Here is a 14,386-nt window from a genome sequence, read left to right as displayed (position 1 = left end):
ATGGCCCCGCGCCGGAGACCGAACGTGAACGGCCCTCCTCCCCTACCGCCGACAGGGGAGAAGGGCCGGGCCCATGGGGACCGCGCGGGACTAGTCCCAGTCCAGGCCGCCGCCGGTCTGGTACTCGATCACGCGGGTCTCGAAGAAGTTCTTCTCCTTCTGGAGGTCCATCATCTCGCTCATCCACGGGAACGGGTTCTCCGTCTCACCGAAGATGGGCGCCAGGCCGATCTGCTCGGCGCGGCGGTCCGTGATGAAGTGCATGTACTTCTCGCACAGCTCCGAGTTGAGCCCCAGGATGCCGCGCGGCATGGTCTCGCGCCCGTAGGCGACCTCCAGCTCGCACGCGTCGGTCAGCATCTGCCGGACCTCCGCCTGGAACTCCTCGGTCCACAGGTGCGGGTTCTCGATCTTGATCTGGTTGATCACGTCGATGCCGAAGTTCAGGTGGATCGACTCGTCGCGCAGGATGTACTGGTACTGCTCGGCGATGCCGACCATCTTGTTCCGGCGGCCCAGCGACAGGATCTGCGCGAAGCCGGTGTAGAACCACATGCCCTCGAAGATCACGTAGAACGCCACCAGGTCGCGCAGGAACGCCTGGTCGGCCTCCGGGGTCCCGGTGCGGAAATCCGGGTCCTCCAGGTTCTGCGTGTACTTGAGCGCCCAGGCGTCCTTCGCCGTGATGGACGGGATCTCCCGGTACATGTTGAAGAGCTCGCCCTCGTCCAGGCCCAGGCTCTCGCAGATGTACTGGAAGGTGTGCGTGTGCACGGCCTCCTCGAACGCCTGGCGCAGCAGGTACTGCCGGCACTCGGGGTTGGTGAGCTGGCGGTAGACCGCCAGGACGATGTTGTTCGCCACCAGCGACTCCGCGGTCGCGAAGAACCCCAGGTTGCGCTTGAGCATGAGCCGCTCGTCCTCGGTGAGCCCGTCACGGGACTTCCACAGCGCGATGTCGGCCTGCATGGCGACCTCGGTGGGCATCCAGTGGTTGTTGCACCCGGAGAGGTACTTCTCCCAGGCCCACGTGTACTTGAGCGGGAGGAGCTGGTTGACGTCGGCGCGGGCGTTGATCATCGCCTTGTCGTCGACGTTGACGCGCTCGGCGTCGCGCTCGATCTCGCCGAGGCCGCTGGCGGCGCTCGCGGTGTTCTCAGAGGTCGCGGTCATATGTCTTTCCTTCTCCGGGAGGGCCCGGAAACGCATCGTGGGGCTTGGAGCGGGCCGCCCGCCCCGGTCGGGGCGGGCGGCCGGATCACGTCGGCGGTCCTACTGGCAGGCCTCGCACTCGGGGTCGTCGATGGAGCAGGCCTGCCCCTCGACGATCTCGAACTCGTCCACCTCGTCCCGGACCGGCTCCCGCACCGGCTCGGCGACGGGCGCCGGACGCTCGGCCACCGCAGGGGCGGGGGTCGGCGTCGGGGCGGGGGTCGGGGCCGGAGCCGCCGCGACCGGAGCCGCCGGAGTGGCCGAAACCGCGTTCAGCCGCCCGTCCGTCCCCTTGATCGTGCTCTTCTCGACGTGGGTGGCGCTCTGCGACCGCAGGTAGTACGTGGTCTTGAGGCCCGAGCGCCAGGCGCGGCGGTACAGGGCGTCCAGCTTCTTGCCGCTGGGGGCCGCCATGTACAGGTTGAGCGACTGGGCCTGGTCGATCCACTTCTGGCGGCGGGCACCCGCGTCGACCAGCCAGTCGGGGTCGACCTCGAACGCCGTGGCGTACAGCGCCTTCAGGTCGTCCGGCACGCGGTCGATCCGTCCGAGGCTGCCGTCGTGCAGCTTGAGCTGGGAGACCATGTCCTCGTCCCACAGGCCGCGGGCCTTGAGGTCGCGGACCAGGTAGTCGTTGACGACGGTGAAGTCGCCGGACATGTTCGACTTGACGAACAGGTTCCGGTAGACCGGCTCGATCGACTGGCCGACGCCGGTGATGTTGGCGATGGTCGCGGTGGGCGCGATCGCCATCACGTTGGAGTTGCGCATGCCGGTCTTCTTGACCTTCTCGCGCAGCGAGAACCAGTCGAGGGTCTGGCCGCGGTCCATGTCGAGGTCGCCGCCGCGCTCCTTGGCGAGCAGCTTCACGGAGTCGATGGGCAGGATGCCCCGGCTCCACAGCGAGCCCTCGAAGGTCTCGTAGGCGCCGCGCTCGGCGGCCAGCTCCATGGAGGCCTCGATGGCGTGGTAGCTGATCAGCTCCATGCTCTCGTCGGCGAACTCCACGGCGCCCTGGGAGGCGTAGGGCAGGCGCAGCTTGAACAGCGCGTCCTGGAAGCCCATCAGGCCCAGGCCCACGGGGCGGTGGCGCATGTTGGCGCGCTCCGCCTCGGGGATCGTGTAGAAGTTCACGTCGATGACGTTGTCGAGCATCCGCACGGCGGTGCGGACGGTGCGGCGCAGGCGCTCGGTGTCGATGCCGTCGGGGCCGGTGTGCCGGGCCAGGTTGACCGAGCCCAGGTTGCAGACCGCGACCTCTTCGGAGTCGGTGTTGAGCGTGATCTCGGTGCACAGGTTGGAGGAGTGCACCACACCGACGTGCTGCTGCGGCGAGCGCAGGTTGGACGGGTCCTTGAAGGTGATCCAGGGGTGGCCCGTCTCGAACAGCATGGTGAGCATGCGGCGCCACAGGTCGACGGCGCGGACCCGCTTGAAGACCTTGATGCGGCCCTCGTCGGCGGCCTTCTCGTAGGAGGCGTAGGCCTCGGCGAAGGCGGTGCCGTACAGGTCGTGCAGGTCGGGGACCTCGTTCGGGGAGAACAGGGTCCACTGGCCGTCCTGCTCCACCCGCTGCATGAACAGGTCCGGAACCCAGTTCGCGGTGTTCATGTCGTGTGTGCGGCGGCGCTCGTCGCCGGTGTTCTTGCGCAGGTCGAGGAATTCCTCGATGTCGATGTGCCAGGTCTCCAGGTAGGCGCACACCGCGCCCTTGCGCTTGCCGCCCTGGTTGACCGCGACCGCGGTGTCGTTGGCGATCTTCAGGAACGGGACGACGCCCTGGCTCTTGCCGTTGGTGCCCTTGATGTGCGAGCCCAGGCCGCGCACCGGGGTCCAGTCGTTGCCCAGGCCGCCGGAGTACTTGGACAGCATCGCGTTGTTGCTGATGCCGTGGAAGATCGCCTGGAGGTCGTCACCGATGGTGGTGAGGAAGCAGGAGGACAGCTGGGCGCGGACCGTGCCGGAGTTGAACAGGGTGGGCGTGGACGCCATGAAGTCGAACGAGGACAGCAGCTCGTAGAACTCGATGGCGCGGGCCTCGCGGTCGTCCTCGTTCAGGGCCAGGCCCATGGCGACGCGCATGAAGAACGCCTGCGGCAGCTCGTAGCGGGTCTCGTCGCTGTGCAGGAAGTACCGGTCGTACAGGGTCTGGAGCCCCAGGAAGGTGAACTGCTCGTCGCGGTCGGCGTGCAGGGCCTTGCCCAGGCGCTCCAGGTCGAACTTGGCCAGGGCCGGGTCGAGCTGGCCCAGGTCGATGCCGCGGCCGATGTAGGCGGGCAGGTAGGTGGCGTAGCGCTCGGCCATGTCGGTCTGGGTGGCGGCGTCGGGGGCCCCGGCGATGAAGCTCAGGGCCTCGCTGCGCAGCTTGTCCAGCAGCAGGCGGGCGGCGACGTAGGAGTAGTCCGGGTCGACCTCGACGTAGCTGCGGGCGGCCATGATGAGGGCCAGCTCGACCTCGGAGTCGGGGATGCCGGGGTACAGGCCGCGCCGGGCCTCCGCCAGGACCTTCTCCGCCGAAACACCGGCCAGCCGCGCACAGGCCTCGGTCACGACGTGCTCGATCCGGTCGAGCGCGGTGGGGGGCGCGCCCTCGGTGATCGGCTCGGGCCGAACGGATGCGGGCGCGGCCTCGACGTCAAGGGTCATACAGCGGCTCCAACCTCGAATTGAAGAAGTCCCGGCGGGGTGGGGACGGTGGCTACTGGGTCGTGCGGCGCCCACTGGGCGACCGGCGCACCGGGTGCGTACGGTCGTCGCGGTGTGTCACGGGTCGCCCTCTCCCAAGCCCCCGTTCCCTACAAGCGCAGCACGGCGATGCGTGCGCGCCGGTGTTCGGTTCTCGTTCGCGCGGGCCGTCGTCCGGCCGCCCGGAAACTCGGGGGTTCCGGGCCGGTCGCGGCGGTCGCGTACCACTGATCCGGCAGGGTCGTCCCGGGATCTCTCCGGCGTTCCCTGCCACCCCGAGGGGTGAAGCACCAGCGGGAGTTGATACTACATCTAGTGGGTGCCGCTAGGAACCATCGCAAGATAGTGGCGTGTCGTTGTTTTCTCACGTTCTTCGATGAGCGTCGAACTCGCCCTCGGACCGTGGTATGGGGGCACGTATCCGGGCACGTGGAACGGCATCGCCCAGGGGCCGGAGCGGGTCCGGCGGGGGCACCCGGGGACCCGTCGGAGGGCGGTCCTGGCAAGCCTAAGACTCACGCGGAGCGGTTCGCGCCCGACCCCGCCGCGGTGGCGGGCGCCTCCGGCCGGGAAGCCCGCCACCGCGCGGCCGGACGGCCCCGGAGAACCTGGCGTACCCGGTCGGCGCCGACCGCCCGCACGGGCCCCGGGAGCGCCCGGAGCGACCTAGGTCACCTTCGTCACGGGCGTTTCGCACACGCACCCGGACATCCCCGGACACCCCGCCCCGCCCCCGGGCTCATTCCTCGTCGAGGCGGCGGTCCAGGTCGTCCTCGGGCAGGCCGCGGTCGGCGCGGATGCGGAAGCGGATCCGCAGCAGCTCCCACAGCAGGTCGTGGACGTAGGGCGTGAGGTCGCGGCCGAGGAAGCGGCGCGCCCCCTCGGTGGCCCACCGCTCCGCGCCCTCCAGGTCGTCGTGTGCGTACAGCGCCTCGGCGACGTGCAGGTAGGTCTGGAGTCCGCGCGGTTCCTCGCTCTCCAGCCGTTTGAGCTGCGCCCTGGCCTGTTCCATCTCGTCGAGCTGGAGCAGGGCGCCGGCGCTCAGGGCGCGCGCGTCGATGACCGTGGAGCCGCCGTCGTCGATCGCCCGCTGGTACGCGGCGCAGGCGCGCTCGTACTCCTGGGCGATCTCCCACTGCTCGCCCGCCCGGACGAACAGCTCCGCGCGGGAGATCTCACTCCCGGCGTCGACCCGGTTGGCCAGATCGAGGAGTCGCGCGGCGACCTCGCCGTGTTCGCCCGAGCGGACGGCGTGGAATTCCAGACGGTCGAGCTCGGCCGTCGTCACGCGGGTCACCCGCATCATCCGTCCACCTTCCGCATTCGCACGCGGCGCTAGCGCCTGGCACGCTCCAACGCCTGCCAGAACCCTTGGCGCAGCCCGTCCCGGACCTCGTCGCGCAACAGGTGGTCGATCGGCAGTGAGGACCCCTGGAGCAGACGCGCCTCCAGGTCGGAGGGCATCCGGGGCCTGCGGGCGAGAACGGCCTCGACCCACAGGGCGGGGGCTTCGCGCGCGATCGACTCCGCGAAGTCGTTCCCTTCCCTGCGCGCGACATGCACCGCTTCGTCAACGGTATGCGCGACGGAGGGCGTCTGCTGGGGATATCCGGGACCGGGTCGGGATTCGTGATATCCGGATGTCCCGAACCCGGCCTCATGGGCGGGACCAGTCGGCGGTGCGCCCCCGTAGGAGCCCACCCCGCCATGGGAGGCGGCGTCAGTTGCCGTACTGGTCCCATAGGTAGGGTTTGCGTCGTTCGCACCCCCGTACCCGGGGTCGTTCCCGCCGGGGAACCTCGGGTCCTGTGGCTGCCCCGCTCTGGGTGGCGGGTGCCCCTGGCGTGCGTCGTCGGCGAAGGAGCGCTGGGGGCCCGTCCCGTTGGGGAACGACTGCTGCTGGCGCCCGTCGTCGGCGAAGGAGCGCTGGGGCCCCGTACCGTTGGCGAACGACTGCTGGGGCCCGGTGCCCGCGGCGAAGGACTGCTGCGGCCCCGTCCCCGCCGAGAACGCCTGCTGGGGCCCGGTCATCGACTGCGACTGCCGGCCGGGCACGCCGTACCCGCCCTGGTCGCCGCGCAGCGACGGGTGGCCCCCGGTGGCCGGGTAGCCGCCGGTCTGCGGCGGGTAACCGCCGCCGCCCGCGGCGGACGGCTGGCCGCCGGAGGGGAACCCGTTGGCGTCGATGGCGCCGCCGCGCCCCTCGGTCGCCGGTCCGGCGAGGTGGTCTCCGCCGCCGCGCTGCTGGGCCAGGGTGCGGCGCATCGCGCGCAGCTGCTCCATGGCGGTGCCCTGGGCGACCGGCTGCCCGCCGGTCCCGGCGAACATCGCCTCCAGACCGCCGGTGGAGGTGTCGACCGGCTCCACCCGGGAGCCCCCGGGCTGGGCGGTGGCGACCGGGCGGCGCGGGGTCTCGGGTGCGGAGTGCCCCCGGCCGTTGGCGAACGGGGTGGTGGTCTTGGCCGCGGTCTCCTGGGGGGCGGAGCCGCCCGAGAGCAGGCTGACGTGCGGGCGCAGGTGCCCGGCGCCGATCTCGATGAGGTCGTCGCACTCCCGGCGCAGCGCGCGGGAGATCGTCCAGTTGCCTTCGACCGAGACGTGCACGACGGTGACGCGCACACCCATGTCCTGGACCTCGGCGACCACCGGTGCCATGTCCTCGTCCCCGCTGACCAGGACCACGTCGCACAGGGCGCCGGTCCGGGCCAGGGCGGCGAGGTCGCGCTGGACGTAGCTCTCCACGCCCTCGCGGCGGCCCGGTCTGATCCGCGCGGCACGGAACTTCACGCCGGGGATGTCCGCGATGCCGTCCTGCTCCTGGGTGCGGCGGTCGTCGGAGACCGCCTCGTACCAGTAGCAGCGCAGCAAGGGCAGGCCGGTGCGGTCGCGTGCGACCTCGTTGAGGAACTGCACGAGACCGGAGTAGTCCCAGGAGACGGAGTCCCGGTTGCGGGTTCCGTGCACGGCCATCGCGCCGTCCGCGAGAAGGTATCCCGCGTCGACGAACAACGCGCAACGGTCCACGACATCGCCCCCTTCCCTGTTGACTCTGGGGCCATATCCATGACCGGGGCACAGCCTAGCCAAGTCTGTATGGTTTTGCGTGCTCCTTGTGAACACGGACAGTCACGGTTGGGAGAACCGGGTGTCAGGAGACCCATGTGGAAGGCACCCGCGAACGCCTTCCCAGCGGTACCGGGTCTCCTTTGCCGGGGCGGGGTCTCAGGTCCGCATCGGGGCCACCAGGGCGACCACTCCGGCCAACACCGCGTCCTGTTCCGACTGGATTCGGATGTCCGTTTCCCTGCCCAGCACGGGGGCGAACCGGACGATGTCGGTGCCGAAGGCCAACGGGTCCCCCACCGCCCCCCGCGCCGACCCGGCGAACACGTTGTCGGCCGTCCCGTGGCCGTCCGCGGGCGCCGCGGCGACCCCGTCCACCACCACCCGGTCGCCGCCCAGGTCCGCGTCGCCCTCCCAGGCGACCACGTCCACCTGCGCGGAGACCGACGCGGGCAGCAGGCCCGACACCGGGAAGCGCAGCCCGGAGGCGTCGTGGAACACCGCCCCGGTCTCGTCCAGGACCATCGCCTGGTTGTAGGCGCCGATCGACGGGTCCTCCAGGACGACCACCAGGCTCCACCCTGCGTACAGGGCGCGCCCCTCCAGGGCCGGGACGTCGCCGACCCACCACTGGCCGCCGCCCTGGGCCCGCACGATATCGGTGACGTCGGCGAACGCCTGGTAGGCGGGGAAGCCCGGCAGCTCGGCCGAGCGCACGTCGGTGGCGGTGACCGTGTGGTAGACGTCCTCCGCCGGGCCCTTGATCCGCGCGGTGTGCGAGTCGTGGGAGCCCGCGGCCGAGAAGTACAGGCCCGCCCAGCGCACCCGGGCGCCCTCGGGCAGGCTCCAGACGGCGGAGCTGGAGGAGGTGGTGGTGGGGTTCCAGTCGTCGTCGCGCGGGGCCATCACCCAGTTGTCGTTGTCCCGGGCGTCCCCCCGGCGCTCGCGCGCCTGGGCGCACGGGCCGTCCGGGACGGTCTCCTCCGGTTCCTCCGACCCCGGCGTCGGCTCCGCGGTCGGCTCCCGGTCGTGGTCCAACGGGCTCTGGCCGCCGGGTTCCGTGACCGCATCGTCACCGGGTCCGGCCTCCGGCTCCGATGGGGTCACCTCCGGAACGGAGGACTCACCGGCCCCTTCCTCCCCGGAGGTCTCCGGCGTCCCGGGCAGGGCACCGTCCGGTCCGAGGCCCGGCGGACCGGACTCGGCCGGGTCCGGGTCCCGGGGGGCGCGCGCCAGGTCGGCGTCGTCCCGGGGGTCCGGCGAGGATTCAGGCCCCGGTGAGGAATCGGGGTCGGGTGAGGATTCGGGGTCGGGTGAGGAATCGGGGTCTGGGTCGGCCTCAGGGGCGCCGCGGCCCCACCACGGCCAGGGCCACGCGTCCTCCGGCTCGGTACAGGTCATCAGGGAGTTGCCGACGGTCTCCACCGTCACCCGGCCAGCCGTCGCGTACCGGGCGGGCACACCCTCGGCGGTGACGCCCCGTTCTCCGGTGGCGGCCGTGCTCACCGTGCCCGACGACACCGTCGCCGAGGCGGGCACGTCGAGCCGGGCGTCCGGGGACACGGTCACGTCGAAGAAGTAGGTGCTGTTCTCGCCCGCGCCCATCGCCGGGCGCACGCACTCGCCGCCGTCGGAGTCCGCCGCGCAGCTCCAGTCCCCCTCACCGTCGACCAGGCGCACCGCGTTGCCCGCACCGCCGGAGGAGACCATGTCCACGCCGGGGGGCAGGGTGATCATGGCGACGACCTCGTCGAGCGTGGGCGCGCCCAGGTTGCGCACGTCCAGGACCATGATCCCGGAGCCGCCCGGGACCAGGGCGCCCACCGGGTCGATCCCCACCGCGAACAGCGCCTGGGGCACCTCCTCCGCCGGCACCTCCTCCTCGGGGACGTCCGCGGGCGTCACCGCCGGGGTCGGGTCGGGCTCGCCCGGACGCGGCGGGGACTGGGGGTTCCGGGCCGGCGGGTCGGTCGGCCGCCGGGGCTCTCCGGGCGGGGTGTCCGGATCGGGGGCGGCGGCGGGCGGCTGGATCGCCGGGACCTCCGCGGGGGCCGCCTCGTTCGCGGGCGGGACCGGGGTCTGGCCGCCCACCAGGGCCAGGGCCACCGCGACCGCCACCCCGGCCGCGGCGACGCCGCCCGCCGTGGCCTGCTGCTGACGGCGGGACATCCGGCTCCACCAGGCACCCGTGGCCGCACCGCCCGGGGTGAGGGCCAGGTAGCCGGTGGCTCCGACGCCGACCACCAGGGGCAGGACCACCCCGCGCAGACCGACGTTGACGTCCATCAGCTCCGCGTACACCTCACGGCAGTCCGCGCAGCCGTCCAGGTGCTTGTCGACCTTGGCGGTGTCGCGCTTGGCCAGGCCGCCCCGGACGTACCCGCCGAGCAGACCCACCGTGGGGCGGCAGGCCTCGGGGACGGTGCCGCCCGCCAGGTGCATCTGGAGGTAGGCCTGGCGCAGGCCCTCCCGGGCACGGTAGGCCAGTGCCGCCACGCCGTTCGGGTTCAGACCCAGGATCGCGGCGGCCTCCGAGGGTTTGGCGCCCTCGATCTCGGTGTGCCACAGCACCGCCTGCCAGCGTTCGGGCAGGGAGAGGAAGGCGCGGGCGATCAGCGAGCGCTCCAGGCCTTCCAGAGCGGGGTCGACGAAGGGGACGCCCGGGTCGAGGCTCTCCATGTCGTCCGTGACGACCTGGCGTTTCTCCCCGCGCCCGCGGTCGTAGGCGGCGTTGCGGACCGCCGTGAGCAGGTAGGGCCGGAACGAGTCCGTCGGGCCCTTGCCCCGCTGGATGACGCTGAGCACCCGGGTGAACGCCTCGGCGACCGCGTCCTCCACCTCGGCGTCCCCGCGCAGCAGCTGCCGGGCCAGGCCGCGGGCGCAGGCGGCATGGCGTTCGTACAGGACGGCGTATGCGGAGGTCTCGCCCTCCCGCACACGGCGAATGTACTCGGCGTCACCCGTCAGTACCTCGGTGTGGTCAGCCTCGGCGTCGGACACCCGAACGTCCCTTTCTCGTGTGGTTGGGGGCCGAAGCAGTCAGGGGTTCTCGGCCTGCGAAAAAACACGTCAAAGAAATATCCCGTATCCGCGTCATCGCCGCCACCGATCTCCGTAATCAGGGTGAGAGCGCGCGGGAGGGCCTGTTGCGGGGGCACGGGCCCGACCGCGTGCCGGGAGGGGAGGAGAGCATGGCCGAGACGGACACCGTGGCGGTTCGCGGACTGCGCACCCCATGGGAACGCAGGAGCCGGGAGACCGGTTGGACGACACCCGAGGACTGGTGGACGCCGACCGTGGACCTGGTGTGCGCGGCGTTCCTCACCGGCGGGGACCTACCGCAGGCGTGCGCGCGGCTGGGCCAGGCCCGGGCGCGCGCCGGACTCGGGATCGGCGAGAGCCTGACCGACCTGGCGGCGTTCACCGAGGTCGCCGGGTGGTGCGATCCTCCCCTGGAGCTGGTTCGGGCGCTGGCCGAGGGCTGGGCGGAAGCAGGGCGGGACCGGGAGACCTGTCTGGACCCGCTCACCGGGCTGGGCACGCTCGAATACCTGCGGACCCGGCTGGGCGAGCTGTACCGGAACACGGACGGGACGGGTCATCGCCTGGTCGTGGTGCTGCTCGACCCGGCACTGGACCCGTGGCGGCGGGTGGCGCGGATGATCGTGCTCTCGTACGAGCTGTCCCGGTTCTTCACCCGCGGGGAGTCCGTCTGCGTGCTGGGGCGGGGGCGGATCGCAGTCCTCGCCCCGGACGGACCCGACCTGGACGGCGAACTGGACCGGCTGCGCAGCGGGCCCGGCTGGGAGCACGGGGCCGCGGTGTGGGCCACATCACTGCCCGCCACCCATCAGGGGGCGCTGTCACTGATCGACCGGTTGGGGGGTCGGTCGCCGTGACCGCATGAACGCCGCCCTGCGCCGCGCGGCCCGCCTTGAGGGGGGCTGGGCCCGGCGCGGGGCGGTAGGCCCGGCACCGCGCGGCCCGCCTTGAGGGGGGCTGGGCCCGGTACCGGGCGACAGGGCCGACCGGGTTCCGCTGAGGGGACGGACCGGGTCGGCCCCGCCGGACGACGACCGCGGATCTTCTGGCCCCGAGGGGCGGTCCGCGACGTCCGGCGACCGGGGGCGCCGTCACGGCGTCCCGGGGAGGCGCGTCCGCTGGGGAGGTGGGCGCGCCTCCTTCATCCTGTGAACCGATGACGGGACCTCAGCCGGGGTTGACCCGGCCGCCGGTGACGGTGAAGACGGTGCGCTTCCAGACCGAGGTCGGCACCGGCTTGACGGCGGCGAGACGCTGTTCGTAGCCGCCGGGGGCGGCGTACAGCGAGGTGAAGGAGTCCGCGCCCCGCCCGGCGAGGAAAGCGGACGCCGCGTCCCCGGCCCCGCCGGCCGCGCCCCGCTCCGACAGCATCCCGGGGACCCCGGGATACCCGGCGGCGGCCTGGCCGCCCGCCGCACGCACGCCGAAGTCCTCCGCGGGTGCTGCGGGGACTGAGGGGACCGCGGGGGCTGCGGGGACTGCGGACACTGCGGGGGCTGCGGGGGCTGCGGGGACCGCGGGGGCTGCGGGGACCGCGGGGGCTGCGGTATGCGGCCGCCCACCGGCCGCCGCCGGTTCCCCGAGGTCCTCCGCAGGCGCTTCCGTGCCGGCGGCCGCAGCACCGGGCCACCCGTCCGCCGTACCGGCGGGATCGGCCGCCCGGGCCCCGGAAACCGCCGTGGGGTCCTGTGCCGCGACGGGCTCGACCGCCCCGCGCTGTGCAGGCGCCGCAGGACCGTTCGTCCCGGGCGAGGACGGTGTGGCGGCGGGGTCCGGCTCCCCGGCGGCCGCACGGGCCGCCTCCAGGGAAGCGATGACCCCGGCATCCAGACGCACGGTGTCCCCAGCCGGATCCCCACCCGGGACCTGCGCCCCGGCAGCGAGCGGCTCCGCCTCGGCCACAGGCTCGTCCACCGCAGCGGACCCACCGGCGGCCTCGCGGGTGGGGGCGGACTCCGCGGACCGCTCCTCAACCTCGGCGGGTGCGGCGGCGCGGGGGCGCTCGTCCTCCTCCGGCGCGAACAGTGACACCCCGCGATACAGCAGGGAATCTTCGCGCTCGGGTTCGGGATCAGGATCAGGTTCGGGTTCAGGTTCGGGCGTCTCAGCCGCCGCCTCCTCCGTCGCGGTGCCGCGGGAGCCCTCTGTCTCCGCTTCTCCGTCCTTCTTCTCCGCGCGGGCACGCCGGTCGGCGCTCATGACCAGGAAGACATCCGTCTCCTCGGCGTCCGGGTCCGCGGGCTCCTCTTCCCCCCAGGGGTTGACGACACCCGGGTCGGCGGGGCGCGGTGGGCCGACCACGCGCGGGGCGCGGGTCCAGCCCTCGGCCTGAGGCGGTTCCGGACGGAGTCGTTCCGGGGCGGGGGCCGCCGGCGGCGCGGCCGCGGCCTGAGGCCCCGGCACGTCGTACCGGGGTTCGGGGGGCCGGGTCTCGGAAGACCACCGCGTTTCAGGGGTCCGCTGCGGCGCCTCGCGCTGGGGCATGGGCGTGCCGCTGAGGAAGGCCTCGGCGACCGAATCCTGTGCGAAGGTCTGCGGGGGCGGCTGCGGCTGTGGACCGGACGCCCCGGCGGAGTACGGGGTCCAGGGCTGCTCCCGCTCGAACTGACGCCGCCCCGGTACGAAGCCCTGGTGCCCGGGCGCACCCGGGCCTCCCTGCGCGGTGCCCCCGGGATAAGGGGTGCCCTGAGCCTGTTGCCCGCCGGAGGGATCCGCCCATCCGGGCTGCTCGCCCGAAGGGGCGCCCTGGCCCGTCGGCGTGCGAGGATGCCCCGGCCCGCCGGGGACCACGGGGCGCTGTGCACCGGACGGATCTCTCCAGCCCTGCTGCCCGCCGGACGGCGTACCCCATCCGGGTCGTCCTCCCGCGGGCGCGTTCGGGTTCCGCGGACCGCTTTCACCGGTGTTCGCCGGGTAGGGGTGTCTCGGCCCGCCGGACACGGCGGGGTTCGGACGGCCGCCCGAGGGTGCGCTCCACCCCGGCTGCGCACCCGAAGGCGTATGCGGATGCGGCTGCTCCGGCACGGGCCCCCGAGCCGATTGACCACCCGAGGGTGGGCTCCACCCCGGCTGCGCGCCTGAAGGCGTGTGCGGATGCGAGTGGTCCGGCACGGGCCCCCGACCCGGCTGACCAACCGAGGGTGCGCTCCACCCCGGCTGACCACCCGAAGGCGAACCCCACCCCGGCTGCGCACCCGAAGGAGCGTTCGGATGCGGGTGGTCCGGAGCAGGGAACCACCCCGGCTGCGCGCCTGAAGGCGTGTGCGGATGCGAGTGGTCCGGCACGGGCCCCCGAGCCGGCTGACCACCCGAGGGTGCGCTCCACCCCGGCTGACCACCCGACGGCGTGTGCGGATGCGGGTGGTCGCTCGGGGGATAGGGCCGACCAGGCGTGTTCGGGTCCGGTCGGGCGTAGGCCGGGGGCGGGATGTCCGGCGCCTGGGGGTTGGGCTCCCCCTCGGCGGGTTCCGGGTTCTGCTCGTACCGGTTCATCGTCCGCTCCCCGTGCTCGGGCCGCCGTCGATCGCGCGGTCCAGTGCCGCCACCGCCACCGTCTGCACCAGCCGGTGCGTGTTCTCCGCGATCCGGCGCGGCAGCACCGCCGTCCCCTGCGCCAGGTGGCGGTCGTGCGGCAGGGCGATCACCTCCGCGCCGCTCTCGGCGATGATCTTCGCCGTGCGCGCCACGTCCAGTCCCCGGTCCTCACCGCGCTCCTGGTCGAAGACCACCACCACGGTCCGCTCCGCCTCCCGGGAGCGTCCCTCCGCCGCCATCACGTCCAGTTCCCGGCCGACCCGCAGCACCGCGTCGCGGGTCGCCCGCACCACCCGCACCCGCGCGTGCGCGCCCGGCGCCACCGTCTCCAGGAATCCGCCGCCGTGCTCCCCCACCACGAGGGTCACCCCGAAGAACCGGGACACCGGCAGTAGCCCCGCGGCGTACGCGTCGGCGTCGGCCGGGTCGGTCCGCGCCGTCCACAGCCGGTCGGTGACTTCCCCCAGCCCCTCGCACACCGTCTCGAACACGGCCGCGTCCGTCCGCGCCAGGTCCCCCGGTCCCGCCGCCCCCAGCCGGGTGGCCAGCGACGGCTCCCGCCCGGTGGCGTCCACCGCCAGCACCCGGTCGTGGCGGAAGTGCGCGAGCGCCCGGGCCATCAGCGCCGCCACCACCGCGGCGTCGGCGCCCGTCCCCAGGTCGTCCACGGCGATCCGCCGACCGGTGGCCGTGGACCGCTGGAGCCCGGCCCCCAGGGCGATGGTGCGGGCCACCTCGTCCACCGGCCGGAACGGCCGCAGCACGGCGCGCCCCACCCGGCGCGCCCACCGGTCGCCGGAGACCGGCGTGACGCTCTGCCCGACCTGTTCGGTGTTCATCGGCGCCCCTC

Annotated in this window: 8 protein-coding genes; 1 reads left to right on the top strand and 7 read right to left on the bottom strand. The window is 73.2% G+C overall.

Annotated features, from left to right (window positions below; all coding sequences use genetic code 11):
- Positions 1–90: 90 nt before the first annotated feature.
- The 5 genes from QJS33_RS04515 to QJS33_RS04495 form a co-directional block, all read right to left on the bottom strand.
- Positions 91–1,173 carry a ribonucleotide-diphosphate reductase subunit beta gene (locus tag QJS33_RS04515; RefSeq protein WP_306366568.1) on the bottom strand — a complete coding sequence of 361 codons (1,083 nt, stop codon included), beginning with the start codon at positions 1,171–1,173 and terminating at the stop codon, positions 91–93.
- A 99-nt stretch (positions 1,174–1,272) separates the two neighbouring features.
- A complete protein-coding gene (locus tag QJS33_RS04510; RefSeq protein ID WP_306366567.1) occupies positions 1,273–3,858 on the bottom strand; it encodes a ribonucleoside-diphosphate reductase subunit alpha in 2,586 nt (861 codons plus the stop codon).
- Positions 3,859–4,636: 778 nt separating this feature from the next.
- The gene (locus tag QJS33_RS04505; RefSeq protein WP_306366625.1) at positions 4,637–5,200 is read right to left on the bottom strand and encodes a hypothetical protein; all 564 of its coding nucleotides are present in this window, start codon (positions 5,198–5,200) and stop codon (positions 4,637–4,639) included.
- Between the two features lie 32 nt (positions 5,201–5,232).
- Positions 5,233–6,921 (bottom strand): NYN domain-containing protein, encoded by a 1,689-nt coding sequence (locus QJS33_RS04500; protein WP_306366566.1) that lies wholly within the window; start codon positions 6,919–6,921, stop codon positions 5,233–5,235.
- A 198-nt stretch (positions 6,922–7,119) separates the two neighbouring features.
- Positions 7,120–9,960 (bottom strand): sigma-70 family RNA polymerase sigma factor, encoded by a 2,841-nt coding sequence (locus QJS33_RS04495; protein ID WP_306366565.1) that lies wholly within the window; start codon positions 9,958–9,960, stop codon positions 7,120–7,122.
- Positions 9,961–10,151: 191 nt separating this feature from the next.
- On the opposite strand from QJS33_RS04495, the gene QJS33_RS04490 reads away from it, so the two are divergent.
- Entirely contained in the window at positions 10,152–10,859 is a 708-nt protein-coding gene (locus QJS33_RS04490; protein ID WP_306366564.1) for a hypothetical protein, read from the top strand.
- 310 nt (positions 10,860–11,169) lie between these two features.
- Here QJS33_RS04490 and QJS33_RS04485 read toward each other — a convergent pair whose 3' ends face one another.
- Together QJS33_RS04485 and QJS33_RS04480 are read right to left on the bottom strand one after the other, a co-directional pair.
- Positions 11,170–11,424: a hypothetical protein gene (locus QJS33_RS04485; protein WP_306366563.1), complete on the bottom strand. Its 255-nt coding sequence runs from the start codon at positions 11,422–11,424 to the stop codon at positions 11,170–11,172.
- A gap of 2,066 nt (positions 11,425–13,490) precedes the next feature.
- Positions 13,491–14,375: an ATPase gene (locus QJS33_RS04480; RefSeq protein WP_306366562.1), complete on the bottom strand. Its 885-nt coding sequence runs from the start codon at positions 14,373–14,375 to the stop codon at positions 13,491–13,493.
- Positions 14,376–14,386: the final 11 nt, after the last annotated feature.

The sequence above is a fragment of the Nocardiopsis sp. CC223A genome, assembly GCF_030766825.1.
Lineage (GTDB): Bacteria > Actinomycetota > Actinomycetes > Streptosporangiales > Streptosporangiaceae > Nocardiopsis.
Note: the sequence above shows the minus strand (reverse complement) of the source record. Positions and strands in the feature narration are given on the sequence as shown.

What these genes read in the sequence shown, in the direction of transcription:
- QJS33_RS04515 (WP_306366568.1), bottom strand. Translation starts at nt 1,173, where the DNA reads ATGACCGCGACCTCTGAGAACACCGCGAGCGCCGCCAGCGGCCTCGGC.
- QJS33_RS04510 (WP_306366567.1), bottom strand. Translation starts at nt 3,858, where the DNA reads ATGACCCTTGACGTCGAGGCCGCGCCCGCATCCGTTCGGCCCGAGCCG.
- QJS33_RS04505 (WP_306366625.1), bottom strand. Translation starts at nt 5,200, where the DNA reads ATGCGGGTGACCCGCGTGACGACGGCCGAGCTCGACCGTCTGGAATTC.
- QJS33_RS04490 (WP_306366564.1), top strand. Translation starts at nt 10,152, where the DNA reads ATGGCCGAGACGGACACCGTGGCGGTTCGCGGACTGCGCACCCCATGG.
- QJS33_RS04480 (WP_306366562.1), bottom strand. Translation starts at nt 14,375, where the DNA reads ATGAACACCGAACAGGTCGGGCAGAGCGTCACGCCGGTCTCCGGCGAC.